General features: G+C 69.0%; 22 protein-coding genes. 21 read left to right on the top strand and 1 reads right to left on the bottom strand.

Features of this window, described 5'->3' with window-relative positions; translation table 11 throughout:
* Position 1 precedes the first annotated feature (1 nt).
* The 16 genes from RZE79_RS19905 to RZE79_RS19830 all read left to right on the top strand — a co-directional run bounded on the left by RZE79_RS19905 (position 2) and on the right by RZE79_RS19830 (position 17,303).
* On the top strand, positions 2-865 hold the full coding sequence (locus RZE79_RS19905) for an isocitrate lyase/PEP mutase family protein (protein WP_319356227.1): 864 nt from the start codon (positions 2-4) through the stop codon (positions 863-865).
* A gap of 34 nt (positions 866-899) precedes the next feature.
* A complete protein-coding gene (locus tag RZE79_RS19900; protein WP_319356225.1) occupies positions 900-1,910 on the top strand; it encodes a tripartite tricarboxylate transporter substrate binding protein in 1,011 nt (336 codons plus the stop codon).
* A gap of 192 nt (positions 1,911-2,102) precedes the next feature.
* A complete protein-coding gene (locus RZE79_RS19895) occupies positions 2,103-3,200 on the top strand; it encodes a Gfo/Idh/MocA family oxidoreductase (RefSeq protein WP_319356223.1) in 1,098 nt (365 codons plus the stop codon).
* A 55-nt stretch (positions 3,201-3,255) separates the two neighbouring features.
* Positions 3,256-4,167 (top strand): sugar phosphate isomerase/epimerase, encoded by a 912-nt coding sequence (locus RZE79_RS19890; protein ID WP_319356221.1) that lies wholly within the window; start codon positions 3,256-3,258, stop codon positions 4,165-4,167.
* Positions 4,164-5,336, top strand: coding sequence for an aldose 1-epimerase family protein (locus RZE79_RS19885; RefSeq protein WP_319356219.1), 1,173 nt, complete (start codon positions 4,164-4,166; stop codon positions 5,334-5,336). Before RZE79_RS19890 ends, RZE79_RS19885 begins: the two co-directional genes overlap by 4 nt.
* Positions 5,337-5,398: 62 nt before the next feature.
* On the top strand, positions 5,399-6,457 hold the full coding sequence (locus RZE79_RS19880) for a LacI family DNA-binding transcriptional regulator (protein ID WP_319356217.1): 1,059 nt from the start codon (positions 5,399-5,401) through the stop codon (positions 6,455-6,457).
* A gap of 39 nt (positions 6,458-6,496) precedes the next feature.
* A complete protein-coding gene (locus RZE79_RS19875; protein ID WP_319356215.1) occupies positions 6,497-7,267 on the top strand; it encodes an SDR family oxidoreductase in 771 nt (256 codons plus the stop codon).
* A 194-nt stretch (positions 7,268-7,461) separates the two neighbouring features.
* Entirely contained in the window at positions 7,462-8,751 is a 1,290-nt protein-coding gene (locus RZE79_RS19870) for a sugar ABC transporter substrate-binding protein (RefSeq protein ID WP_319356214.1), read from the top strand.
* Between the two features lies 1 nt (position 8,752).
* Positions 8,753-9,712 (top strand): sugar ABC transporter permease, encoded by a 960-nt coding sequence (locus RZE79_RS19865; RefSeq protein ID WP_319356212.1) that lies wholly within the window; start codon positions 8,753-8,755, stop codon positions 9,710-9,712.
* The gene (locus RZE79_RS19860) at positions 9,709-10,566 is read left to right on the top strand and encodes a carbohydrate ABC transporter permease (protein ID WP_319356210.1); all 858 of its coding nucleotides are present in this window, start codon (positions 9,709-9,711) and stop codon (positions 10,564-10,566) included. The genes RZE79_RS19865 and RZE79_RS19860 overlap by 4 nt, the downstream gene beginning before the upstream one ends.
* A 50-nt stretch (positions 10,567-10,616) precedes the next feature.
* Positions 10,617-11,795, top strand: a complete 1,179-nt coding sequence (locus RZE79_RS19855; protein ID WP_319356209.1) for an ABC transporter ATP-binding protein — start codon at positions 10,617-10,619, stop codon at positions 11,793-11,795.
* Positions 11,796-11,824: 29 nt separating this feature from the next.
* Complete coding sequence (locus tag RZE79_RS19850; protein ID WP_319356207.1) at positions 11,825-13,030, top strand: CoA transferase; 1,206 nt, start codon at positions 11,825-11,827, stop codon at positions 13,028-13,030.
* A complete protein-coding gene (locus RZE79_RS19845) occupies positions 13,027-14,175 on the top strand; it encodes a carbohydrate ABC transporter substrate-binding protein (RefSeq protein WP_319356205.1) in 1,149 nt (382 codons plus the stop codon). The genes RZE79_RS19850 and RZE79_RS19845 overlap by 4 nt, the downstream gene beginning before the upstream one ends.
* 34 nt (positions 14,176-14,209) lie before the next feature.
* The gene (locus RZE79_RS19840; RefSeq protein ID WP_319356203.1) at positions 14,210-14,977 is read left to right on the top strand and encodes an enoyl-CoA hydratase/isomerase family protein; all 768 of its coding nucleotides are present in this window, start codon (positions 14,210-14,212) and stop codon (positions 14,975-14,977) included.
* Position 14,978: 1 nt separating this feature from the next.
* A complete protein-coding gene (locus RZE79_RS19835) occupies positions 14,979-16,202 on the top strand; it encodes a fumarylacetoacetate hydrolase family protein (RefSeq protein WP_319356201.1) in 1,224 nt (407 codons plus the stop codon).
* Between the two features lie 54 nt (positions 16,203-16,256).
* Positions 16,257-17,303: a LacI family DNA-binding transcriptional regulator gene (locus RZE79_RS19830; protein WP_319356200.1), complete on the top strand. Its 1,047-nt coding sequence runs from the start codon at positions 16,257-16,259 to the stop codon at positions 17,301-17,303.
* Between the two features lie 59 nt (positions 17,304-17,362).
* Here RZE79_RS19830 and fusA read toward each other — a convergent pair whose 3' ends face one another.
* The gene (gene fusA / locus RZE79_RS19825; RefSeq protein ID WP_319356198.1) at positions 17,363-19,423 is read right to left on the bottom strand and encodes an elongation factor G; all 2,061 of its coding nucleotides are present in this window, start codon (positions 19,421-19,423) and stop codon (positions 17,363-17,365) included.
* 244 nt (positions 19,424-19,667) lie between these two features.
* On the opposite strand from fusA, the gene RZE79_RS19820 reads away from it, so the two are divergent.
* The 5 genes from RZE79_RS19820 (at position 19,668) to RZE79_RS19800 (ending at position 24,328) form a co-directional block, all read left to right on the top strand.
* Complete coding sequence (locus tag RZE79_RS19820; protein ID WP_319356197.1) at positions 19,668-21,077, top strand: DUF2130 domain-containing protein; 1,410 nt, start codon at positions 19,668-19,670, stop codon at positions 21,075-21,077.
* 141 nt (positions 21,078-21,218) lie between these two features.
* Entirely contained in the window at positions 21,219-21,404 is a 186-nt protein-coding gene (locus tag RZE79_RS19815; protein WP_153283461.1) for a DUF3606 domain-containing protein, read from the top strand.
* A 12-nt stretch (positions 21,405-21,416) separates the two neighbouring features.
* A complete protein-coding gene (locus RZE79_RS19810) occupies positions 21,417-22,340 on the top strand; it encodes a cation diffusion facilitator family transporter (protein ID WP_319356194.1) in 924 nt (307 codons plus the stop codon).
* A 104-nt stretch (positions 22,341-22,444) separates the two neighbouring features.
* Complete coding sequence (locus RZE79_RS19805; protein WP_319356193.1) at positions 22,445-22,633, top strand: hypothetical protein; 189 nt, start codon at positions 22,445-22,447, stop codon at positions 22,631-22,633.
* A 240-nt stretch (positions 22,634-22,873) separates the two neighbouring features.
* A complete protein-coding gene (locus tag RZE79_RS19800) occupies positions 22,874-24,328 on the top strand; it encodes an ATPase domain-containing protein (RefSeq protein WP_319361229.1) in 1,455 nt (484 codons plus the stop codon).
* Positions 24,329-24,354 lie beyond the last annotated feature (26 nt).

Here is a 24,354-nt window from a genome sequence, read left to right as displayed (position 1 = left end):
CATGGCGAACCCCATCCTGCGACAGAAGCTCGACCGCGGCGAGTTCATCGTCGCGCCCGGCCTGCACGACATGATTGCCGCGACTGTGGCGAACAAGGTCGGCTTCGACATCGTCTACGGCACGGGCTACTGGCTCACCGCCTCGAGCCTGGGCTTGCCCGACGCGGGCATTGCCACCTACACGCAGATGCTCGACCGCATGGCGACGCTGGTGCGCACGAGCCAGGGGGCAGTCATCGCCGATGCCGACACCGGCTACGGCGGGCTGCTCAACGTGCACCACACGGTGCGCGGCTACGAGGCGGCCGGCGTCACGGCCATCCAGCTCGAAGACCAGGAGTTTCCGAAGAAGTGCGGCCACACGCCCAACAAGCGCTGCGTGCCCACGCAAGACATGGTCGAGAAGATCCAGGTGGCCGCCGAGGCGCGCGAGGACAAGGACAACTTCCTCATCATCGCCCGGACCGACGCGCGCGCCTCGCTCGGGGTGGACGAGGCGATGCGCCGCCTGGAGGCGTACGCCGAAGCCGGGGCCGACATCCTGTTCTTCGAGGCGCCGCAGTCCGAAGAAGAGATGCGCCAGGCCTGCGCCGCATTCGACACGCCGATGCTGGCGAACATGGCGGATGGCGGCAAGACGCCGATCCTGCCCGCGACGGTGCTGGAAGAGATCGGCTTTGCGCTGGCCATCTATCCCTCGCTCACCAGCCTGTCGGCCGCCGCCGCGATGGAGCGCGCGCTGAGCCACCTCAAGCACAGCGGCGTCAGCCAGGCGCCCGAGGTGCCGCTGTTCGATTTCAACGAGTTCTGCGGTCTCATCGGCTTTCAGGACGTGTGGGATTTCGAAAAACGCTGGGCGCGCTGAAGATTCAATCAACAAAAGAACGGAGACAAGACCCATGACGAACATCTGCAAGATTCCCCGCCGCAGCGTGCTGGCGCTGGCCATGGCGGCCACGAGCGCGCTCGCGATCGGCATTGGCATCACCGCCACGCCGGCGCACGCGCAGCAGGACTACCCGAACAAGCCGATCCGCCTCGTCGTGCCCTTCACGCCCGGCGGCGTGACCGACACCGGCGCGCGCGTCGTGGCCGAGCGCCTCGGTGCGCGGCTGGGCCAGCAGGTGCTGGTCGACAACCGGCCCGGTGCCTCAGGCAACATCGGCACGCAGATGGTTGCGGCCGCGGCGCCCGACGGCTACACGCTGGTGCTGGGCTTCGACGGCACGCTGGTCATCAACCCGCACGTGTTCGCGAAAGTGCCGTTCGACACCGTGAAAGACTTCGTGCCCGTCAGCAAGATCGGCGATGCGGTGCTCGTCATCGTCACGCACCCTTCGGTGCCCGCGAAGACCTTGCCCGAGCTGATCGCGTACTCGAAGAGCAACCCGGGCGGCCTGTCGTACGGCAGCTCCGGCACGGGTGGCACGCCCCACATCGCCGCGGAAATGCTCAAAGTGAAGACCGGCGCCAACTTCATCCACGTGCCCTACAAGGGCGGCGGCCAGGCCCTGACCGACGTGGTCGGCGGCCAGCTGCCGATGCTCTACACCGCCGTGGCCGGCGCACTGCCATTCATCGAGAAAGGGCAGGTGCGCGCCATCGCGATCTCGAGCACGCAGCGGCTGCCGTCGCTGCCCAACGTGCCGACTGTGGATGAAACCGTGCCGGGCTTCGAGGCGAGTTCGTGGATCGGTCTGCTCGCGCCCGCCAAAACCCCCAAGCCCATCGTCGATCGCATTCAGCGCGAGCTGCACGCCGTGGTGAACGAGCCGGCGGTCAAGGAGCGCCTGGCCAAGCTCGGCATCACGTCGGTGGGCAACACGTCGGCGGAATTCGGCCAGCAAATCCAGGCGGACCTGAAGAAGTACGCCGATGTGGTGAAGGCGGCGGGGATCAAGATCGATTGAGGCGCCGATCCGGCCTCACCTCAAAACACCTCATGCCGCTGCGTTGAGCCGCGCAGCACCGTCCCTTAATCTTCGTCGCAGGGCAGCACAACGACTGCCTCGATCTGCGACAAAGAAGCTGGAGACAAGCATGAAGAATCGGGCGATGTGGTTGCCGTGTCGGCAAACGACTTTCCGTGTGGAGCGCACGCAATGAGCGGGCTCGAAGGCCTGGTGCCCGACGCGCCGATCCGCTGCCGCGAGTTCCGCATCGGGGCCGTGGGGGCCGGCTTCATCATGGCGGACGTGCAGCTCGCGGCCTACCGCGAGGCTGGTTTCCCGGTGGTGGCCATCGCCTCGCGCACGCGCGCCAAGGCCGCCGAGGTGGCGCAGCGCCACGGCATTGCCACCGTGCACGACGACCCCGAGGCGTTGATCCGCGACCCGCAGGTGCAGATCGTCGACATCGCCTACCCGCCCGACCTGCAGCCCGCGCTCATCCGCCTGGCGCTGGCGCAGCCGCACGTGAAGGCGGTGCTCGCGCAGAAGCCGCTGGCGCTCGACCTCGAGACGGCCAGCGCGCTCGCTGATGAGGCGCGCCGCGCCGGCAAGCTGCTGTCGGTCAACCAGAACATGCGCTTCGACCAGTCGATGCGCGTGCTCAAGCAACTGCTCGATCGGGGTGACCTCGGCACGCCGGTGCTCGCGACGATCGAGATGCGCGCCATTCCGCACTGGCAGGAGTTCCTGCGCGGCTACGGCCGGCTCACGCTGGCCAACATGAGCGTGCACCACCTGGACGTGCTGCGCTTCCTGTTCGGCGAGCCCGAAGACATCTACACCGCGGCGCGGCCCGACCCCCGCACCGGCTTCGCGCACCGCGACGGCATCGTGTGCTCGACCTTGCGTTTTCGCAGCGGCGTGATGGCGGTGAGCCTGGAAGACGTGTGGACCGGGCCGCACGGCGACGGCTTCGAATCGGACATCTACATCAAGTGGCGCGTCGAAGGCACCGAGGGCGTGGCCGAGGGCACCATCGGCTGGCCCGACTACCCCGAGGGCAGCCCGAGCACGCTGCGCTTTGCCTCGCGCCGGAGCACCGGCGGCGCCTGGGTGCAGCCGCAATGGAGCACGCGCTGGTTCCCGCAGGCCTTCGCCGGCGTGATGGAGCAGCTGCAATGGGCGCTGCACAGCGGCGAGCCGCCGCTGCTCGACGTGGCCGACAACGTGAAGACGATGGCACTGGTCGAGGCGGGCTACCGCTCGCTCGAAGAAAAGCGCGCCGTGGCGCTGTCCGACTACGGCGTGTGAGACCCCGGGCCGCCGACGGCGGCGTTTGCAGAACAACCCACAGGAGACAAGCGACATGATTCAAGTCGGAATTTTCAGCGGCTACTTTCCCTATGCACTCGAGGAATCGGCGCGCCGCATCAAGGCCCAGGGCTTCAACACGGTGCAGCTGGACCTCGCGTTCAAGGACATGGATTTCTCCACGCCCGAGGCGATCACGCGCGAGAAGTGCCACCGCGTGCGCGACACCTTCCGCGCGCACAACCTGCCGATCAGCTGCATCTCGGCGTACACCAACATCGTTCATCCCGACGCGGCGGAGCGCAAGCGCCGCAACGATTACCTCAAGGCCACGCTGCGCCATGCGCGCGACTGCGGAACGCCCTTCGTGATCAGCGAGACCGGCACGGTCAATCCCGAGAGCGACTGGTCTTCGCACCCCGACAACAAGACCGAGCGCGCCTACGAAGACTGCGTGAAGGTGGTGCGCGAGCTGTCGCAGGAGGCGTACGACCACGGCGCGGTGTTCCTGGTCGAGACCTACGTGAACAACATCATCGGCTCGGTGGAGGAAACGCTGCGCCTGTTCGCCGACGTGAACCACCCGGGCCTGGGCCTGCTGATGGACCCGACCAACTACTTCGAGACGCACAACATCGACCGCATGGACCAGGTGCTCAACCAGATGTTCGACGCGCTCGGCGACAAGGTGCGCATTGCACACGCCAAGGACGTCAAGCGCAGCAGCGGCACCGACAAGGGCGAAAAGTTCGCCGACATCGACGCCTCCGAGGCGCACCAGTTCCGCGGCGTGGGCGAGATCGAGCTGCCGGCGCCGGGCCTGGGCGCGCTCAACTACGACCTGTACCTGAAGCGGCTGTCGCAGCACCACCCGAACATCCCGATCATCATCGAGCACCTGGACGAGTCCGACGTGCCGCGCGCCAAGCAGTTCCTCGACACGCGCCTGCTGGAGGCGGGCGCGTGACGCAGCTGTACGGACGCCGCTGGACCCGGCAGTCGCTGCGCGAGCACGCGGGCACGCTGTCGCAGTTCGCGGGCGTGCGGCTGGTCACGCTCGGCGACGGCGTGGAGCGCGGCATCCGCTGCCTGGAGTTCCGCACCGGTGCGGGCTTTGCGTTCCATGTGCTGGTCGACCGCGCGATGGATGTGGGCGCCTGCGAGTACCGCGGCGCGGCCATCGGCTGGCAGTCGCCCACGGGCTTTCGCCACCCCGGCCTGCACGAGAACGCCGACGAGGGCGGGCTGGGCTGGCTGCGTTCGTTCTCGGGCCTGCTCGTGACCTGCGGGCTGGACCACACGCTGTTCATGGACCGCGACCCCGCCGGCCACTACCACTACGGCCCGCGCGAGGCGGTGAACAGCGGGCTGCACGGCCGCGTGGCGAACATCCCGGCGCGGCTCACGGGCTACGGCGAGCGCTGGGAAGGCGACGAATGCATCCTGTGGTGCGAGGGCGTGATCCAGCAGTCGACCGTGTTCGGCGAAGACCTGCACCTGGTGCGGCGCATCGAGGCGCGTGTCGGCGATCGCGCGTTCACGCTGCACGACCGCGTGGTGAACCACGGCTTCTATCGCACGCCGCACATGTTCTGCTATCACATCAACGTCGGGCATCCGGTGCTCGACGAGGGCAGCCGCTACATCGCGCCCGTGCGCCACACGCCGTGGGCCGCGCATGCCGAGGCACTGCAGCGCCAGTCGGCCGGCTACCGCACGCAGGTAGGCCCGCGCCACGATTTTCACGAGCAGGTGTACGAGCATGCGATGGCGGCCGATGCGCAGGGCCGCATTCCGGTCGCGCTGGTGAACGACCGCTTCGACGGCGGACGCGGCATCGGCCTGTCGGTCGAGGTGAACCGCGACGAGTTTCCCTGCCAGTTCCAGTGGCAGAACTTCCAGAAGGGGCAGTACGCCATGGGCATCGAGCCCAGCACCAACCACGTGCTGGGCAAGCCCTTTGCGCGCGAGCGTGGCGAGCTGATCTGGCTGGAACACGGCGACGAACGCCGCTACACCACGCGCTTCGCCGTGCTCGACGGGCAGGGCGACATCGAGGCCTTCGACGCGCGCGTGCGCGCCATCTGCACCCAGCCCGAGGCCGAATACCCGAAGGTCACGGGCCGGTGGGACTGAGCGGCGCCGCGATGGAACTGGAACGTGTGCGCGAGACGGCCGCAGCAGGAATACTCGGTGGCATGAAAGACCCGACCCCTGCGCCCGACGAGGGTTTCGGCCGCGCGCGGCTCGAAGACGTGGCCCGCGAGGCGGGCGTGTCCAAGGCCACCGTCGACCGCGTGCTGCATGCGCGCAAGGGCGTGCGCCCGGCCACCGTGCAGCGCGTCGTCAAGGCGGCGGCGCGGCTGCAGTACCTGCCCGAAGAAAACCTGCACCGCGTGATCCGCCCACGGCCGATGGCGCTGAGCTTCGTGCTGCCTGCGGGCACCAACCAGTTCATCCGCATGCTCGGCGACCACGTGGAGATCGTCGAGAAGCAGCTCGAACCTTTCAATGTGCGCTGCCGCCGCGTGGCGATCGAGGGCTTCGACGCCGAGGTGCTCGCGGCCCGGCTGCTGCGCCAGGGCCGCCAGTGCGACGGCATTGCCTTCGTGGCGCTGGAGCACCCGCGGGTGCGCGAGGCCGTGGACACGCTGGTGGCCGAGGGCGTGCACGTGCTCACGCTGCTGTCCGACCTGCCGGGCTCGCGTCGCGCCGCCTACGTGGGCATCGACAACCGCGCCGCGGGGCGCACCGCGGGTTACCTGCTCGGGCGCATGCTGGGGCGCGAGAGCGGCAAGGTCGGCCTGATCGCCGGCAGCCTGAGCTACCGCGGCCACGAAGAGCGCGAAGTCGGCTTTTTGCAGGTGCTGGCCGAACAGTTTCCCCGCCTGCAGGTGGTGGGCCTGCGCGAAGGCCAGGACGACGCGCAGCAGAACTACCTGCAGACGCGCACGCTGCTGCGCCAGCACACCGACCTCGTGGCGCTCTACAACATCGGTGGCGCCTCCGACGGCATCGGCCGCGCGCTGAAAGAGGCGCAGCTCGAACACAAGGTGGTGTTCGTGGGCCACGAGATCACGCCCGACACGCGCGCCCTGCTGATCGACGGCACGCTCGACGCCGTCATCAACCAGAACCCGCAGACCGAGGTGATGAACTGCGTGCGCATCTTCGCCAACCTGCGCGCCGGGCGCGATGCGCTGGCCGGCGTCGACCCGGTGCGCGCCGGCATCGCGGTGCGCGAGAACCTGCCCTGAGCGGCACCTTCCAACCCAACAAGCAGACAGACAGAAGACATGACGACCATGGACATGACAGGGCGCAAGGTGCTCATCACCGGCGCGGCCGGCGGACTCGGCAGCGCGATCACCTGGGCCTTCGCACGCGCCGGCGCGCAGGTGCACGCGCTGGACATCGACACGGCCAAGGGCGAGCGGCTGCTCGCGGCCGGCAGCGACGAGGCGGCGGCGGTGCGTGAGCGCGTGCGCTTCGTGCGCGCAGACCTGTCCGACGCGCGCGGCCTGGGCCTGCAGCTGGCGGCGCTGTTCGAGGAGATCGGCGGCATCGACGTGCTCATCAACAACGCGGCCATCTACCCGTCGCGCGCCATCGAGGACTACAGCGTCGAGGAGCACCGCCAGGTGCAGTGCGTGAACGTCGATGCGGCGCTGGTCTGCGTGCAGGCCGCGCTGCCGCACATGAAGCGCCAGCAGCACGGACGCATCATCAACGTCGTGAGCATCACGATGTACGGCGGCTGGCCGCTGTTGCTGCCGTATGTGACGTCGAAGGGCGCGCTGCTGGGCATGACGCGCGCCATGGCGCGCGAGCTCGGGCCGCACGGCATCACGGTGAACGCGGTGTCGCCGGGCGCGTTTCCGACCGACGCCGAGAAGATCCATCCCGACCCGCAGGGCTACGAGCGCTTCGTGCTCGAGCACCAGTCGGTCAAGCGCCGCGGCTCGCCCGACGACATCGCGAACGCCATGCTGTTCTTCGCCGCCGACGGCAGCGGTTTCGTCACCGGGCAGACGCTGAACGTCGACGGCGGCTGGGTCATGCAGTGACCGCCGTGACCGTCGGCACGGCCTTCTTCTTCACACCTTGATTTAGGGGAAATCCCGCAGGCGCCTGCGCCGATGTGAGACTACAGTTCTCAATGTTAGCGCTAACAGTTACCGCTAACAAGCAGCGCTAATCCAACTTTCCATCAACGCACAGACGTGACCGGCAGGCCCTGCCGACCAGGAGACAGAAAGACATGAACCCTCGCCAATTTCAAAGCCGCCAAGGCCAAGGCCAAGGCCACCCAGGTCGCCGTTCGGCCCTCGCGCGTTTGTCCGGGCTCGCCGGCCTGGCCGCACTCGCCTTGTCTGGTGTCGGCACCGTCCACGCGGCCGACAAGCAGGTCGTCACCTTCGCTGCAGCCAGCTTTGCCGAGCCCGCGCGCGGCGACAAGATGCGCGCCTGGATCGGCAAGTTCAACCAGAGCCAGGACAAGGTCGAGATCCAGCCGGTGACGATTCCGTTCTCGTCGTTCGCGAGCACGATCTTCACGCAGATGGGCGGCAACGCCGGCCCCGACCTCGTGCGCTTCGACCTGCCTGAGTTCTATGCCGCGGTGAACGCCAAGCGCCTGGCGCCCATCGACGACGTGATCGCCGACGGCGCGTTTCCGCTCACCGGTCCCGACAAGTACATGAAGGTCGGCGGCGCGCGCTACGGCGTGGTGTTCGAGGTGAGCAACTACGCCATGGTCTTCAACAAGGCCCTGCTCAAGGGCAAGGCGCCGGCGAACTTCGACGAGTTCCTGGCCGCGGCCAAGGCCGCCACCGCCGCCGGCAACTACGGCTACGCCTACCGAGCCACCATGGCCGAGCGCGGCGGCTTCTGGTATGACCTGTGCAACTACGTCTACGGCTTCGGCGGTCGCTGGTCCGACGAGCAGGGCAACCCGACGATCAACAGCGCCAAGGTGATCGAGGGCGTGACCGCGTACAAGAAGATGTACGACGCCGCCGCCACGCCCAAGGGCGCCGACGCGGCCACCTACCGGCGCATGTTCGCCGAGGGCAAGATCGCGATGCAGATCGACAACGGCGGCGTCGCGGCCAACCTGGCCACGCAGGCCAAGGGCTTCGAGGTGGGCGCCGGGCCGTCGCCGTTTCCCACGCGCGCGCAGGGCATGATCCTCGCGCCGATCAGCATCAACGCCAACAGCAAGAACAAGGCGGCTGCGGGCGCCTTCCTCAAGTGGATGCTCACGCCCGAGGCGCAGCGCGAGCTGCAGCTGATCCACGGCGCGTCCAGCGTGGCGATCAACGTGCCGCGCTCCGACGAAGAGGTCGCCAAGTGGCCCTGGATCACGGTGTACGACCAGCAGACCGCCAACAGCGTGCCTGCGCTGCCGCAGGGCCTGGAAGTGAAGGCGCCCGAGATCCAGCAGGTGGTGATCGAGCAGGTCATCCGCGTGCTGCAGGGCGGCGTCGATCCCGCCAAGGCGATGAACGATGCGCAGCAGACCGTGCTGACCCGCGTGCTGAAGCGCTGACATGGCGGCCGTGCTTTCTTCCACCGACAAGCCCGGGGCCCGCAAGCAGGTCCGCGCTGGCCGTCCGCATCGCCTCGAGGGCCATCCGCTGCTGCCCTACGCGCTGGTGCTGCCGGCCACGCTCTACCTGCTCGTGTTCCAGGGCTACCCGCTGCTGCGCGAGCTGATGCTGAGCTTCACCTCGACCTCGCTGCTCTCGCCGGCGCAGGGCGAGTGGGTCGGCCTTCAGAACTACGCCGACCTCTGGAGCGACCCCGACTTCCACCGCGTGATCTGGACCACGCTGCTCTACACGGTGGCCTGCGTGGCCTCGGCCATCGGCCTGGGCCTGGCCTCGGCGCTGCTGCTCGACGGGCCGTTTCGCGGCCGCGGCATCGCACGCGCGGCGGTCACCATTCCGTGGGCCGCACCGCCGGTGGCCGTGGCGCTGATCTTCATCTGGATCTACAACGCCCAGTACGGCGTGTTCGGCCACACGCTGCGCTTCTTCGGCATCGAGTCGGGCCACGAGAACTGGCTCGACAGCATGCAGCATGCAATGCCCGCGGTGCTGCTCACCACCATCTGGCAGATCTTTCCGTTCGCCTCGGTGGTGCTGCTGGCCGCGCTGCAGGGCGTGCCCTCCGAACTGCGCGAAGCCGCGGTGATGGACGGCGCCGACCGCCTGAGCGTGTTCAAGGCGGTGGTGTGGCCCACCATCCGCCCGTCGGTGGCGCTGCTGGCGCTGTTCTCCACCATCTGGTCGCTGCGGCGCTTCGACCTCATCTGGCTGCTCACGCAGGGCGGCCCGGTGGGCGCCACGAACACGCTGGTCATCGACCTGTACCGCCGCGCCTTCGTCAACCACCACCTCGGCCAGGCCGCGGCGGTGGGCATGGTGGGCGTGGTGGTCGCGCTGGCCGTGACGCTGGTGTACTTCCGCTACACCGCACGCGCCGAGAAGCAGGGGGCACGCGGATGAGCGCCGCCACGTCCATCTCCATGCCCGCGCCGATGTCCGGGCGCCATGCGCTGCGCATGCTGGCGGTGCTGGCCCTGCTCGGGGCCGCCGCGTTTCCCATCTACTGGATGCTCGTGACCTCGCTCACGCCGTCGGAGGCGCTGTTCGGCGACCGGCCGCAGCTGCTGCCTTCGCTCTCGCGGCTGCCGGTGTACGGCGAGGTGTTCGCGATCAAGCCGGTCGCGACCTGGCTGCTCAACAGCGCCTGGGTGGCCATCGGCACCACGGTGCTGAGCATTGCGCTGGCGGTGTTCCCGGCGTATGCGCTGTCGCGCTTTCGCTTCGGCGGCAAGGGCGCCATCGGCTTCGGGCTGTTCGCCACGCAGATGCTGCCCGAGGCGATGCTGGTGGTGCCGCTGTACGCGATCTTCTCGCAGATGTCGCTGCTGAACACGCTCTCGGGCCTGATCCTGGCGAACACGGCGTTCACCGTGCCGGTGATCACCTGGATCCTGAAGGGCGCCATCGACGGCGTGCCCATCGAGGTCGAGGAAGCCGCGCGCATCGACGGCTGCTCGCGCATCGGCATCGTGCTGCAGGTGGTGGTGCCGCTGATTGCGCCCACGCTGGCGGCGGCCGCGGTGATCTCGTTCTTCCACGGCTGGAACGAGTACGTGTTCGCGCAGACCTTGATCACCGAGGAGCGGCTGCACACCGCGTCGGTCGGCCTGGCCGGCTTCATCGGCGAGCTCAGCACGCCGCTCGACGCGGTCATGGCTGTGGGCGTGATGTACACGCTGCCCGCGGTCATCTTCTACCTGGTCGTTCAGCGCCACGTCGTTTCCGGCATGACCGCCGGCAGCGTCAAGGGCTGAGCCGCGACCTCTTCACAGCACACAGACACACACAGAAAAGGAGAAGCCCCATGGCCTCCATCAAGCTCCAGGACATCACCAAGGACTTCGCCGACAAGCACGTGGTGAAGGGCGTTTCGCTCGACGTGCCCGACGGCGAGTTTCTCGTGCTGCTCGGTCCCTCGGGCTGCGGCAAGTCGACGCTGCTGCGCATGCTCGCGGGGCTCGAGAGCGTCAGCGGCGGCGAGATCCACATCAACGAACGCCGCGTGGACGCGCTGCCGCCCACCGAGCGCGACATTGCGTTCGTGTTCCAGTCGTATGCGCTGTATCCGCACATGACGGTGCGGCGCAACATCGCGTTCCCGCTCATCATGCGAAAGCACCGCTGGTGGTTCCATATTCCGCTGCTCGGCGGCATGGCCAAGCGGCGCATCGAGCGCTCGCCCGAGGTCTCGCAGTTGGTGGAGCGCACCGCCCGCACGCTGGCGCTGACCGAGTGGCTCGACAAGTTCCCGCGCACGCTCTCCGGCGGCCAGCGCCAGCGCGTGGCGCTGGGCCGCGCGATGGTGCGCGAGCCGCAGGTGTTTCTCATGGACGAGCCGCTGTCCAACCTCGACGCCAAGCTGCGCACCACCATGCGCTCCGAAATCTCCAAGCTGCACCAGCGCGTGGGCGGCACCTTCGTCTACGTGACGCATGACCAGGTCGAGGCCATGACGATGGGCACGCGCATCGCGCTGCTCAAGGATGGCGTGGTGCAGCAGTTCGGCAGCCCGCGCGACATCTACGAGCAGCCAGCCAACCTGTACGTGGCGCGCTTCATCGGCACGCCGCCCATGAACCTGCTGCGCGTGCAGGCCGATGCGCAGGTGCTCGCGGTCGGCGACGTGCGCATGGCCATGCCGGCGCAACTGCAGGGCCTGGCGAACGGGCAGGGCGGCGACGCTGTGCTCGGCGTGCGACCGAACGCCATGTCGGTGTCGCGCAGCGGACCGGGCCTGGCCGGCACGGTCTCGCTGGTCGAGCACGTGGGCGCCGAGTCGCTCGTGGCGGTGAGCCTGAGCCACGCGCAGACGCTGCACGACGAAGAAGGCAACGCCGGCGCCGACGTGATGGTGACCGTGCCCGGCTACACCGACCTGCGCGCCGGCGATGCGGTGACGGTCGACCTCGACCTCGCGCAGGCCGTGCTGTTCGACGCCGCCACCGGCCGCAACCTGGCGCAGACGCCGCGCCAGGTGCAGTGAATCGATTCCCCCAACCCGTCAACCATTCCATGACCAAACCATCCAGCATCCTCGAGGGCTTTCGCGTTCTCGACTGTTCCATCGCCATGGCCGGCCCGTTCGCCGCGCAGCGGCTGGGCGACCTCGGCGCCGACGTCATCAAGGTCGAGCCCGTCACCGGCGAATGGCAGCGCCACGTGTCGGCCGGCGGCGCGCGCGGCAACCGCATCAACGTGTCGTTCCTCTCGCTGAACCGCAACAAGCGCAGCCTGGCGGTCGACCTGAAGAACGAGGAGGGCCGCGACGCCCTGTACGAGCTGGTGCGCACGTCCGACGTGTTCCTGCAGAACTACCGCCCCGGCGTGGCGCAGCGCCTGGGCGTGGACTACGAGACGCTCTCGAAGATCAACCCGAAGCTGGTCTATGTGTCGATGTCGGGCTACGGTGAAGACGGCCCCTACAAGCTCTGGCCCGGCCAGGACCTGCTGCTGCAGGCCATGAGCGGCGCGATGCTGTCGACCGGCCGCGCCGGCGAACCGCCCACACCCGCGGGCCAGTACCTGGTGGACGCCATCACGGCCTCGACCGCCTTCGAAGCCGTGATTGCCGCGCTGCTGCACCGCGAGCGCACCGGCGAGGGCCAGCTGGTGAAGGTGAACATGCTCGACGCCATCGTGGCGTTGCAGATGCAGGAGCTGTCGGTCTTCAGCGTGGCCGGAAAGCCGCAGGAGCGCACGGCCGAGCCGCATGCGCACGTGTACATCCGCGCGCCGTACGGCGTGTTCGCCACGCAGGACGGCTTCCTGGCGCTGGCGTTCCCGAAGATGGCGGCGCTGGCGCAGGTGATCGAGGCGCCCGAACTGGCCGGCTTCGACGACGAGCGCGACACCTTCGCGCGGCGCGACGAGATCTTCGCCATCACGCGCGACCGCCTGCGCCACCGCCCGACGGCCGACTGGCTCGAGGCCTTCCGTGCGGCCGATATCTGGGCCGGCCCGGTGTACGGCTATGCCGACGTGATGAACGACCCGCAGGTCGTGCACAACGGCACCTTCGTCGAGTACGAGCATCCGACCGAGGGCAAGGTGAAGACGCCGGGCTTTCCGATCCAGTTCACGCGCACGCCCTCCAGCGTGCGCCGCGGCGCGCCGCTCGCGGGGCAGCACACGCGCGAAATCCTCGGCGAGCTGGGCTGGGGCGCTGAGCGCATCGACGCGCTGATGAGCGCCAAGGTGATCGGGGAAGACACGCTGTGAGCGCCCCCCGTGCCTACCGAGGCCTGACCTGGGACCACCCGCGCGGCTACGTCGCGCTGGAGCGCGCCGCGCAACGCGCGCGCGCCGACGGGCTCGACCTCCGCTGGGAGCGCCAGCCGCTCGAAGGTTTCGAATCGCACCCGATCGAAGACCTGGCCGAGCGCTACGACCTGATCGTGCTCGACCATCCGCACATCGGCGACGCGGTGGCCGGCGACTGCCTGCAGCCGCTCGAATCGCTGTTCGACGCTGCGACGCTCGCCGGCTGGCGCGCGCAGAGCATCGGCCGTTCATTCGAAAGCTACTGTTACGGCGGCACGCAGTGGGCGTTGCCGTTGGACGCCGCCACGCAGGTGGCCGCGGCGCGCGAAGACCGGCTCGACGGCCCGCTGCCGCAGCAGTGGAGCGAGGTGCTCGCACTCGCGCGGCGCCAGCCGGTGTGCCTGTCGCTGGCGGGGCCGCACGCCGCGCTCAGCCTGTTCAGCATGGCGGCCGCGCACGGCGACGCACCGGCGGCCAGCGAACCCGGCCGCCTGTTCGCGGGCAAGGGCGCCGTGGCCGCGTGGGAACTGCTGAGCGAACTGAATGCGCTGGCGTTTCGCGGCTGGGCGGCACTGAACCCGATCGGCATCCTCGACGCGATGGCGCGCAACGCCGAGGCGGTGTATTGCCCGCTGGTGTACGGCTACGTCAACTACGCGGTGGCGGGCGAAGGCCGGCAGCCGCTGCGCTTCGGCGATGTGCCGGCGGGGCCCGGCGGCAGCCTGGGCTCCACGCTCGGCGGCACCGGCCTGGCCGTGAGCCGCCGCGCCACGGTGGACGACACGCTGCGCGCCCATCTCGCCGCGCTCATGGGCCCGGCGATGCAGCGCGATTTCATTCCCTTTGCCGACGGCCAGCCGAGTGCGCGAGAGGCCTGGGCCGACGCGCGCGTCAACGCGGCCTGGAACGGCTTCTATGCGCAGACGCAGGCCACGCTCGAGCAGGCCATCGTGCGGCCGCGCCACCCGGGCTACATCCCGTTCCAGACCGAGGCCTCGGCGCTGGTGCGCAACGCCTTGGCCGACCGCCTGGCCGCCGCGCCGGCACTGGCCGCGCTGCAGTCGCTGTATGCGAGCCGCCGTCCCGCGGGCAGCGAAGTCTGAACGTCACCTCCTTGTTCTCTCGAAAGCATCCGCCATGAACCACATCCTGTTCGAGGTGCGCGAGCACATCGCCACGCTGACCCTCAACCGCCCCGAGAAGCTCAACGCCGTCACGCCCGAGATGGCCGATGCGCTGGTGGCGCACGTGAACGACTGCAACACCCGCGCCGACGTGCGGGCCGTGGTCATCACCGGCGCGGGCGAAAAAGCCTTCTGCGCCGGCAGCGACATCGCCGAGCTCGACGGCTACGACTCGCCCTGGACCTTCCGCAACCGGCCCGACTACTGCGACGCGATCCGCGCGCTGCGCAAGCCCGTGGTGTGCGCCATCAACGGCTATGCGCTGGGCGGCGGGCTGGAGACGGCGATGTCCTGCGACATCCGCATCGCGGCCGACCACGCCAGGCTCGGCGCACCCGAAGTCAAGCTCGGCTGGATCGGCGGCGGCGGCATGTCGTACATGCTGGCGCACAGCATCGGGCCCTCGAACGCCTCGCTCATGCTGATGGGCGGCGACCCCATCAGCGCGCGGCAGGCGCTGCAATGGGGCCTGGTGAGCGAGCTGGTGCCGGCTGCCGAGTTGCTCGCGCGCGCGCAAGCGATTGCGGCCACGCTCGCCAGCCGCCCGCCGATCGCGGTCGAAACGGCCAAGGCCAACGTGCGCGCCGCTTATGCCATGCCGCTCGAAATGGCGATCCAGTACGAACGCGACCTGCAGACCGTGTGCTTCGCCACCGACGACGCGCACGAAGGCCGCGCGGCCTTCAAGGCGCGCCGCCCCGCACAGTTCAAGGGGCGCTGAGATGCAGGCCTGGCAAGACGCTCTGAGCGTGGCGGCGACGCTGCCGCACGACGCCGACCGCGCGCTGCTGGTCGGCCGCGTGTGGGTGCCCGGCCCCGGCGGCGGGCCCACGCTGGTGACAGTGCGCGACGGGCAGCTGTTCGACATCGGCGCGCTGGCGCCCACGATGTCGGCGCTGCTCGACCGCACGGATGCTGTGCAGGCTGTGCAGGCGGCGACGGGTCGCACCCTCGGCCCGCTGTCCGACTGGCTGGCCGAGACCGCCGAGTACGGGCCGGACATCGCCCGTCGCCATCTGCTCGCTCCGAACGACCTGCAGGTGGTGAAGGCGGCCGGCGTGACCTTTGCGGCCAGCATGGTCGAGCGCGTGATCGAGGAGCAGGCGCGCGGCGACGCGGGCCGTGCCGAGGCGGTGCGCCGCCAGGTGGTGGCCGTGGTGGGCGACGACCTCTCGGGCATCCGCCCCGGCTCGCCCGCGGCCGACCGGCTCAAGGCGGTGCTGCTGGCGCAGGGCCTGTGGTCGCAGTACCTCGAGGTCGGCATCGGCCCCGACGCCGAAATCTTCACCAAGGCGGCGCCGCTGGCCTCGGTCGGCACCGGCGTGCAGGTCGGCCTGCATCCGGGCTCGACCTGGAACAACCCCGAGCCCGAGGTGGTGCTGGTGGTCGATGCGCGCGGCGCCGTGGTGGGCGCCACCCTGGGCAACGACGTCAACCTGCGCGACTTCGAAGGCCGCAGCGCGCTGCTGCTCGGCAAGGCCAAGGACAACAACGGCGCCTGCGCCATCGGCCCATTCATCCGCCTGTTCGATGCGCACTTCGGCATCGACGACGTGCGCGCCACCGTGGTGTCGCTGCGCGTGGAAGGCGAGGACGACGGCTTCGTGCTCGAAGGCGCGAGCTCCATGGCGCGCATCAGCCGCGACCCGCTGGAGCTGGTGCGCCATGCCATGGGTGCGCACCACCAGTACCCCGACGGCATCCTGCTGTTCTGCGGCACGATGTTCGCGCCCATCCAGGACCGCGACGCGCCGGGCGCGGGCTTCACCCACCACGTGGGCGACCGCGTGGCGATTCATGCCGAGCGGCTGGGCACGCTGGTCAACCGGGTCGGGCGCAGCGATGCGATCCCGCCGTGGACCTTCGGCATCGGCGCGCTGATGCACAACCTGGCCGGGCGCGCCTTGCTGGCCGCTGCGGGAACGGGCACGCGCGCCGGCGCATGACGACGCCGCCTGCCGGACAATGCGCCGGTTGACGGCAGAATGCGGAGCCTGCCCATGAACGACACCGACAAACGCCAGATCCGCCGCCGCTTCGGCACCAACTCGATCACCATGGCCGACGTGGCGCGCGTGGCCGGCGTGTCGGCGCAGACGGTTTCGCGCGTGCTGCGCGAACCCGACGGCTGTTCGCCGCAGACGGTGGAGCGCGTGCGCGAGGCGATCCGCAGCACGCAGTACGTGCAGAACCACGCGGCCAGCCACCTGGCGTCCAACCGCAGCATGACGGTGGCGGCGGTGATCCCGCAGATTGCTGCCTCCATCTTCGCGGAGACGCTGCAGGGCCTGTCGAACGTGCTGCTGCAGGCGGGCTACCAGGTCATCATCGGCCACACCGACTACAGCCACGAGCGCGAAGAGGCCGTGGTGCGCAACCTGCTCGGGCGCCGCCCCGACGCCTTCTTTCTCGTCGGCACCCACCACACCGACGCCGTGCGCGACATGCTCGTGCGCGCCGCGATCCCGGTGGTGGAAAGCTGGGCCTGGACCGACGCGCCCATCGACCAGCTCGTGGGCTTTTCGAACCAGGCGGCGCTGGCCGAAGCCGTCGCCTACGCGCGGCGACGCGGCTATGCACGCCCGACCTTCGTGGGCTCGCTGCGCGCCGGCGACGACCGCGCGCGCGAACGGATGGACGGCTACCTTGCCGGCGTGGCGCAGCACTACCCGGGCTTTGCGCCGCGCACCGTGGTGGCCGACGAACTGCCCTACACCATGGCCAGCGGCAGGGCGCTGCTGGACATCGCCCGCGCCCGCCATCCCGACAGCGACCTGCTGCTGTTCTCCAGCGACTTGCTGGCCGCGGGCGCGCTGCTGGCGTGCCAGCGCCAGGGTATCGCGGTGCCTCGGTCGCTGGCCGTCATGGGCTTCGGCGACTACGAGGTCGCCAGCGAACTGAACCCCGGCCTCACGACCATTGCCGTGCCGACCGTGCGCATGGGCGAGGAAGCGGCGCGCATCCTGGTGCGGCGCCTGCGCAACGAGACGCCCGACACGCGAACGCTCGACCTGGGCTTCGAGCTGGTCGCACGCGGCAGCGCGTGATGAGGCGCGCGGCCTGACCGTGGCGAAGCTGAAATGACGCGACACCCGCCGCGCTGATGTCAGTCCTCCTCGTGCCCCCGGTACTCACCCATCAGCGTTTTCTGAACCGCCGGCGGCACGGCCTCGTAGTGCGACAACGCGATGGTGTAGCGGCCCTGGCCGGCGGTCATCGCATGCAGCCGCGACTGGTAGTTGGCCAGCTCGACCTCGGGCACCTGCCCGCCGATGGCCACCGTGCCGCCGCCCTGGCCCGTGGTGCCGGTGACCAGGCCGCGCCGTGACGACAGGTCGCTCGTCACATCGCCCACAGAGTGCTCGGGCACGGCGATCTCGATCTGCACGATCGGCTCGAGCACCGCCGGGCGGGCCTCGCGGATTGCGGCCATGAAGGCCTTGCGGCCGGCGGTCGCGAAGGCGATGTCCTTGCTGTCGACGCTGTGGTGCTTGCCGTCGTAGACCACGACGCGCACGTCGACCACCGGGTAGCCGGCGATCGCGCCGTACGCCAGCACCTCGCGCACGCCTTTCTCGACCGCGGGGATGAACTGGTTCGGAATCGCGCCGCCCCTGACTTCGTCGGCGAACTCGAAGCCTGCGCCGCGCGCCAGCGGCTCGATGCGCAGGAAGACTTCGGCGAACTGGCCGGCACCGCCGGACTGCTTCTTGTGGCGGTGGTGGCCCTCGGCCGGCGCGGTCACGGTCTCGCGGTAGGCGATGCGCGGCGGCCGCGTCAGCACCTCGAAGTGGTACACCTCGCGCAGGCGTTCGAGCGCGATGCGCAGGTGCAGCTCGCCGAGTCCGTAGAGCACCGTCTCGTTGGTCGCGGCCACGTGCTCGATGCGCAGGCACGGGTCTTCGGCCGCGAGCTTGCCGAGGATTTCCCAGGCGCGCTGTTCGTCGCCGTGGCGCTTGGGCTCGATGGCCAGGCCGTACACCGGCACCGGGAACGGCAGCGGCGCCAGGTGCACGTGGCTGTCTTCGGCGGCATCGTGCAGCACGGCATCGAAATGGATTTCGTCGACCTTGGCCACCGCCACGATGTCGCCGGGCAGCGCGCGCGACACCTCGACATGGTCCTTGCCCTGGAGCATGAACAGGTGCCCCACCTTGAAGGGCTTGCGGCCGTCGCCGATGTAGAGCTGGCTGTCACGCGTGAGCGTGCCCTGGTGCACGCGGAAGATGCCCATCTTGCCCACATAGGGGTCGATCGTGACCTTGAACACATGCGCCAGCACGTGCAGCGACGGGTCGGGCCGGGCCTGCATGGGCTGGGCCTGCGCGCCTTCGCCGACGATGAACTCCGGCGGGTTGCCCTCGGTCGGGTCGGGCAGGAGCTTGACGATCACGTCCAGCAGCTCCGCCACGCCGGCGCCGCTGCGCGACGAGGTGAAGCACACCGGGATCAGGTGGCCTTCGCGCAGCGCCTGCTCGAGCGGCGCATGCAGCTCGGACGGGTCCACGTCGCCTTCCTCGAGGTAGCGGTCGACAAAGGCCGCATCGACCTCGACCACCTGCTCGACCAGCGCGCGGTGCGATGCTTCGACGGGGCCGAAGTCGGAGCGGCCAAAGCGGTTGAAGAAGCAGTCGATCACCTGCCGGTTGACCCCGTCGGGCAGGTTCAGCGGCAGGCATTCGCGGCCGAAGGTGGCCTGGATGTCGGCCAGCAGGCCCGCCAGCGAAACGCCCTGCGAGTCGATCTTGGTGACGACGATCATGCGGGCGAGGTGGCGCGAGGCCGCGTAGTCCATCATGCGCACCGCCATCGGCTCGATGCCGGTGGCGGCATTGATGACCACCGCCACAGTTTCGACGGCCTCCAGCGCCGGCAGGCTCTGGCCGAGGAAGTCGGGGCCGCCGGGCGTGTCGATGAGGTGGATGCGCGTGGCGGCATGCGTGAGGTGCAGCACCGACGCGTTGAGCGAATGCAGCATGCGGCGCTCGAGCGGGTCGTGGTCGCTGACGGTGCTGCCGCGCTCGATGCTGCCGCACGCCCCGATGGCACCTGCCTTGAACAACAAGGCCTCGGCGAGAGAGGTTTTGCCGGAAGCCGCGGCGCCCACGAGCGCCAGGGTTCGCACGGCTTGCACTTCGGCCGCGAGGCCGTTCGATCGGCTTGGCATGGCTGGACTCCTTTGCGCCTTCGCAAGGGCGGCCCGGCGGCCCGCAGGGGCTCGGGTGCTGCGCGTGGACGTCGGGCCAGCGTACGGGATTGACCGCGGCGATGCAAGCTGGTTGCCCCAGGCCCCCGCGCCGGGGTGCGCCCGGCAGCGCCTAACATCCCCCCAACGAAGACACATTGGAAGTTGCGCATGAGAGTTCAATCCGCCCGCCCCAGTCATCCACGCATGGCCGGAGGCAGCCGCGATGCATGAAATCATCTGCCCGCACTGCGGCAAGGCATTCAAGATCGACGAGGCCGGGTACGCGGACATCCTGAAGCAGGTGCGCGACGGCGATTTCGAGAAGCAGCTGCACGAACGGCTGGAGTTGGCCGCGCAGGACAAGCGCAACGCCGTCGAACTCGCCCGGGCCCAGGCCGCCGGCGAATTGCAGAAAGCCGCCGCAGCCAAGGACGGCGAGATCCAGGAACTCAAGGCCCGGCTCGACGCCGGCGACGTCGCGCGCAAGCTCGCCGTGAGCGAGGCCTTGAGCACCGTCGAGAGGGAGCGTGACGCGCTCGCCAACGAACTGGAGAAGGCCAGGCAGGACAAGCTGGCCGCGCAGGCCCTCGCCGAGGCCCGGCACGTGGGCGAACTGCAGAAGGGCGCCGCCGAGAAGGACGCGCAGATCCAGGAACTGAAGGCCCGGCTCGACGCCATCGAGGTGGCGAAGAAGCTCGCGATCAGCGAGGCCGTCGGAGCGGTAGAGAAGGAGCGCGACCAGCTCAAGAGCGGCCTGGAGCGGGCGGAACTCGAAAAGCAGCTGGCCGAAAAGGCGCTCAAGGACAAGTACGAGACGCAGATCAAGGACCGCGACGACGCCATCGAGCGCCTGCGGGACATGAAGGCGCGCCTGTCGACCAAGATGGTGGGCGAAACGCTGGAGCAGCACTGCGAGACCGAGTTCAACCGCATCCGCTCGATGGCGTTTCCCCGGGCCTATTTCGAGAAGGACAACGACGCGCGCACCGGCAGCAAGGGCGACTACATCTTCCGCGACGCGGACGAGGCGGGCACCGAGATCGTCTCGATCATGTTCGAGATGAAGAACGAGAGCGATCGCACCGCGACGAAGAACCGGAACGAAGACTTCCTGAAGGAGCTCGACAAGGACCGCGCCGAGAAGGGCTGCGAGTACGCGGTGCTGGTCTCGCTGCTGGAGCCCGACAACGAGCTCTACAACACCGGCATCGTCGACGTGTTCCATCGCTACCCGAAGATGTACGTGGTGCGGCCGCAGTTCTTCCTGCCGATCATCACGCTGCTGCGCAACGCGGCGATGAACTCGCTCAAGTACAAATCGGAGCTGGCGCTCGTGCGGGCGCAGAACATCGACATCACGAAGTTCGAGTCCGAGCTTGAAACCTTCAAGACCGCGTTCGCACGCAACTACGACCTCGCTTCCGGCCATTTCCAGAAGGCCATTGCAGAGATCGACAAGTCGATCGACCACCTGCAGAAGACGAAAGAAGCCCTGCTCGGTACCGACCGGAACCTGCGCCTGGCGAACGACAAGGCACAGGATGTGACGATCAAGAAACTGACGCGCGGCAACCCGACGATGGCGGCCAAGTTCGCCGATCTCAAGACGCTGGGGCCTTCCGAGACCGAATGACGCGGGCGCGGGCGGGGCAGGGGGCCGCCTGTAGCAAATGTCCTGCATCAACCGTGGCATCCGACCGGCACCATCGTGTTTGCCGGCAGCCACACTGCCGTCTCCCCCCCCCCAACTGCACAAACTGCCCGGAGGCCTGCGATGCTGGACACCATGGAGATCCGCGTTCCCCCCGATGACGACGACGAGCGCATCGACATCACCGACCCCAAGGCGGTCGACTACTGGACCCGGTGCTTCGGCGTGACCGAGGAGCGGCTGCGCATGGCGGTCGCGTCCGCGGGCACGGTGAAGGACGACCTGCGGATCTACCTTGGCCTTCCCTGAGCCCGGGCGCTGATGGCCGCCTCGAAGATCGCGATCTACGGCGCGATCGCGGCCAATGTCGCCATCGCGGTCACCAAGTTCGTGGTGGCCGGCATCACCGGCAGCTCGGCCATGCTGTCGGAGGGCATCCATTCGGCGGTCGACACGTTCAACGGCGTGCTGCTGCTGGTCGGCATCCGCCTGAGCCAGCGGCCCGCGACCGCCGAGCATCCCTTCGGACACGGCAAGGAGCTGTACTTCTGGAGCCTGATCGTCGCGGTGCTCATCTTCGGGTTGGGCGGCGGGGTGTCGTTCTACGAAGGCATCCAGCACATCCGCCACCCCGAGCCGATGCGCGATGCGACCTGGAACTACGTGGTGCTGGGCCTGGCGGCGCTGTTCGAGGGCACGAGCTTCTTCATTGCGCTGCGCGAGTTCCGGCGCGAGGCGCGGGGCCGGCCGTTCTGGCAGGCGCTCGACCAGAGCAAGGACCCCACGACCTACACGGTGCTTGCCGAGGACTCGGCCGCATTGGCCGGGCTGGGCGTGGCGGCGCTCGGCATCTGGGCGAGCCACCGCTTCGACATGCCGGCGCTGGACGGCGCCGCTTCGGTCGTCATCGGCCTGCTGCTGGCCGGCGTGGCGGTGCTGCTGATCAGCCAGGCGCGCGGGCTGCTCATCGGGGAGGGCATCCGGCCCGAGACGGCGCGGGCGATCCGCAGCCTGGCGATGCAGCAGCCCAGCGTGCAGGACGTGGGCCGCGTGCTCTCGATGTACATCGGCGCCAACGAGGTGCTGGCCATCGTCGACGTGAACTTCAAGGACGGCACCGCCACCGGCGAGGCGGCCGACGCCATCGCCGCCATCGAGCAGCAGGTGCGCGCGCGCTTCCCGATGATCCGGCGGCTCTTCATCGAAGCGAGCGAAGCGCCGGTCGACGCGGTCGCGACGGCATGAAGCGCGCCGTCGTCGGTCTTGGCTGACGACGGCTGCCGCCATTGCCTGAGCGTGCCGCGGCAACGCACGCCGCACGGTGGGAGGCTCATCCAGGAGATCGCCTCATGACCCCGAACCCCGCATCGCAGCACCAACCACGCAAGCCCGCCTCCGACGAGCCGGAGATCACGCAGGAAGAATCCGTGCCTACGGATGGCAAGGACGCCGAAGGCGAGGACCTGATGAAGAAGGTCGGCAACGACAAGCTCAAGGAGCCCGGCGACGCCGAACACAAGACGCGCGACACCTCCTGACATCCGGAGAATGCCGGCGCCGGGCGCGCCGTTCAGCGCCGGCCCGCGTGGCGCGTTGGTTTTTTCTTCTGCGCGGGAACGGCGATGCCCTACAGCCGCGGCGCCGGTCTCCCCGTCAAATCCTTCCCGTGTGCCACAACGATGGAGGAAGCAATGAAATGCGATGGCGCGGCCGACGCGGCCACGGAAGAGGAAAAGCAAGCACAGGAACAGGCGCAGGCGCAGCACGCCGAGACCCTGATGAAGGTCGGCGTGCCCGGCCTGGACGACGTGCTCGGCGGCGGCCTCACATCGAACCGGCTCTATCTCATCGAAGGCACGCCGGGTGCCGGCAAGACCACCATCGCGCTGCAGTTCCTGCTCGAAGGCGCGCGGCGCGGCGAATCGGTGCTCTACGTCACCTTGTCGGAAACCGCGGAGGAGCTCAAGGGCGTCGCGCAATCGCACGGCTGGGACCTGACGGGCATCGACGTGCGCGAGATGCTTCCGTCGGAAGCCACGCTCGAGCCCGACGAGCAGTACACGATGTTCCATCCGTCCGAGGTCGAACTCAGCGAGACGACGCTGCGCATCCTGTCCGACGTGGACGTGATCAAGCCCTCGCGGGTGGTGTTCGATTCGCTGTCCGAGCTGCGCCTGCTGGCCGGCAGTTCGCTGCGCTACCGGCGCCAGATCCTGGCGCTCAAGCAGTTCTTCTCGGGCCGCCAGTGCACCGTGCTGCTGCTGGACGACATGACCGCCATGAAGCATGACCTGCAGGTGCAGAGCATCGCGCATGCGGTGCTTCGGCTGGAGCAGACCCATTCCGACTACGGCACGGCGCGGCGCCGGCTGCTGGTGAGCAAGTACCGCGGCCAGCGCTTTCGCGGCGGCTACCACGACTACCGCATCGAGCGCGGCGGGCTGCGCGTGTTCCCGCGGCTGGTGGCGTCGGAGCATGCGGCCGCGCCCAACCAGGCGCGCATTCCGAGCGGCCTGGACGCGCTCGACATCCTGCTGGGCGGCGGCATCGAGCGCGGCACGAGCACGTTGTTCGTCGGCGCACCGGGCACCGGCAAGTCGACGGTGGCGGTGCAGTTCGCGCTGGCCGCGGCCCAGCGCGGCGAGTGCGCGGCGCTCTTCGTCTTCGACGAGAGCCTGCAGACGCTGCGCACGCGCTGCGAGAGCATGGGCATGCCGTTGTCGCAGTACATCGATTCGGGCCACATCCTGGTGCGGCAGGTCGATCCCGCCGAGCTGTCGCCGGGCGAGTTCGTGCACCTGATCCGGCTGGCGGTGACGGAGTCGAAGGCCGCGGTGGTGGTGATCGACAGCCTGAACGGCTACCTCAACGCCATGCCCGACGAGCGTTTTCTCATCGCGCAGCTGCACGAGCTGCTGTCGTACCTCGGGCAGGCCGGCGTGGCCACGCTGCTGGTGGGCGCGCAGCACGGCCTCATCGGCATGCAGATGCAGACGCCGGTGGACGCCAGCTACCTCGCGGACGCGGTGGTGCTGCTGCGCTACTTCGAACTCGACGGCGAAGTGCGCCAGGCCATCTCGGTGCTGAAGAAGCGCGGCGGTGCGCACGAGCGCAGCATCCGCGACTTCTCGATGACGGGCACCGGGCTGCAGGTGGGTGAGCCCCTGCGCAACTTCCGGGGCATCCTGACGGGCATCCCCGTGCCGATCGACGGCGTGCAGCGCGCATCGTGAGTGCGACGCCGCCCGCTGCCATCGAA

Source organism: Variovorax sp. EBFNA2 (genome assembly GCF_033802765.1).
Lineage (GTDB): Bacteria > Pseudomonadota > Gammaproteobacteria > Burkholderiales > Burkholderiaceae_C > Variovorax > Variovorax paradoxus_H.
The sequence above is the reverse complement of the archived record's forward strand: the minus strand, read 5'-3'. Positions and strand labels throughout refer to the sequence as shown.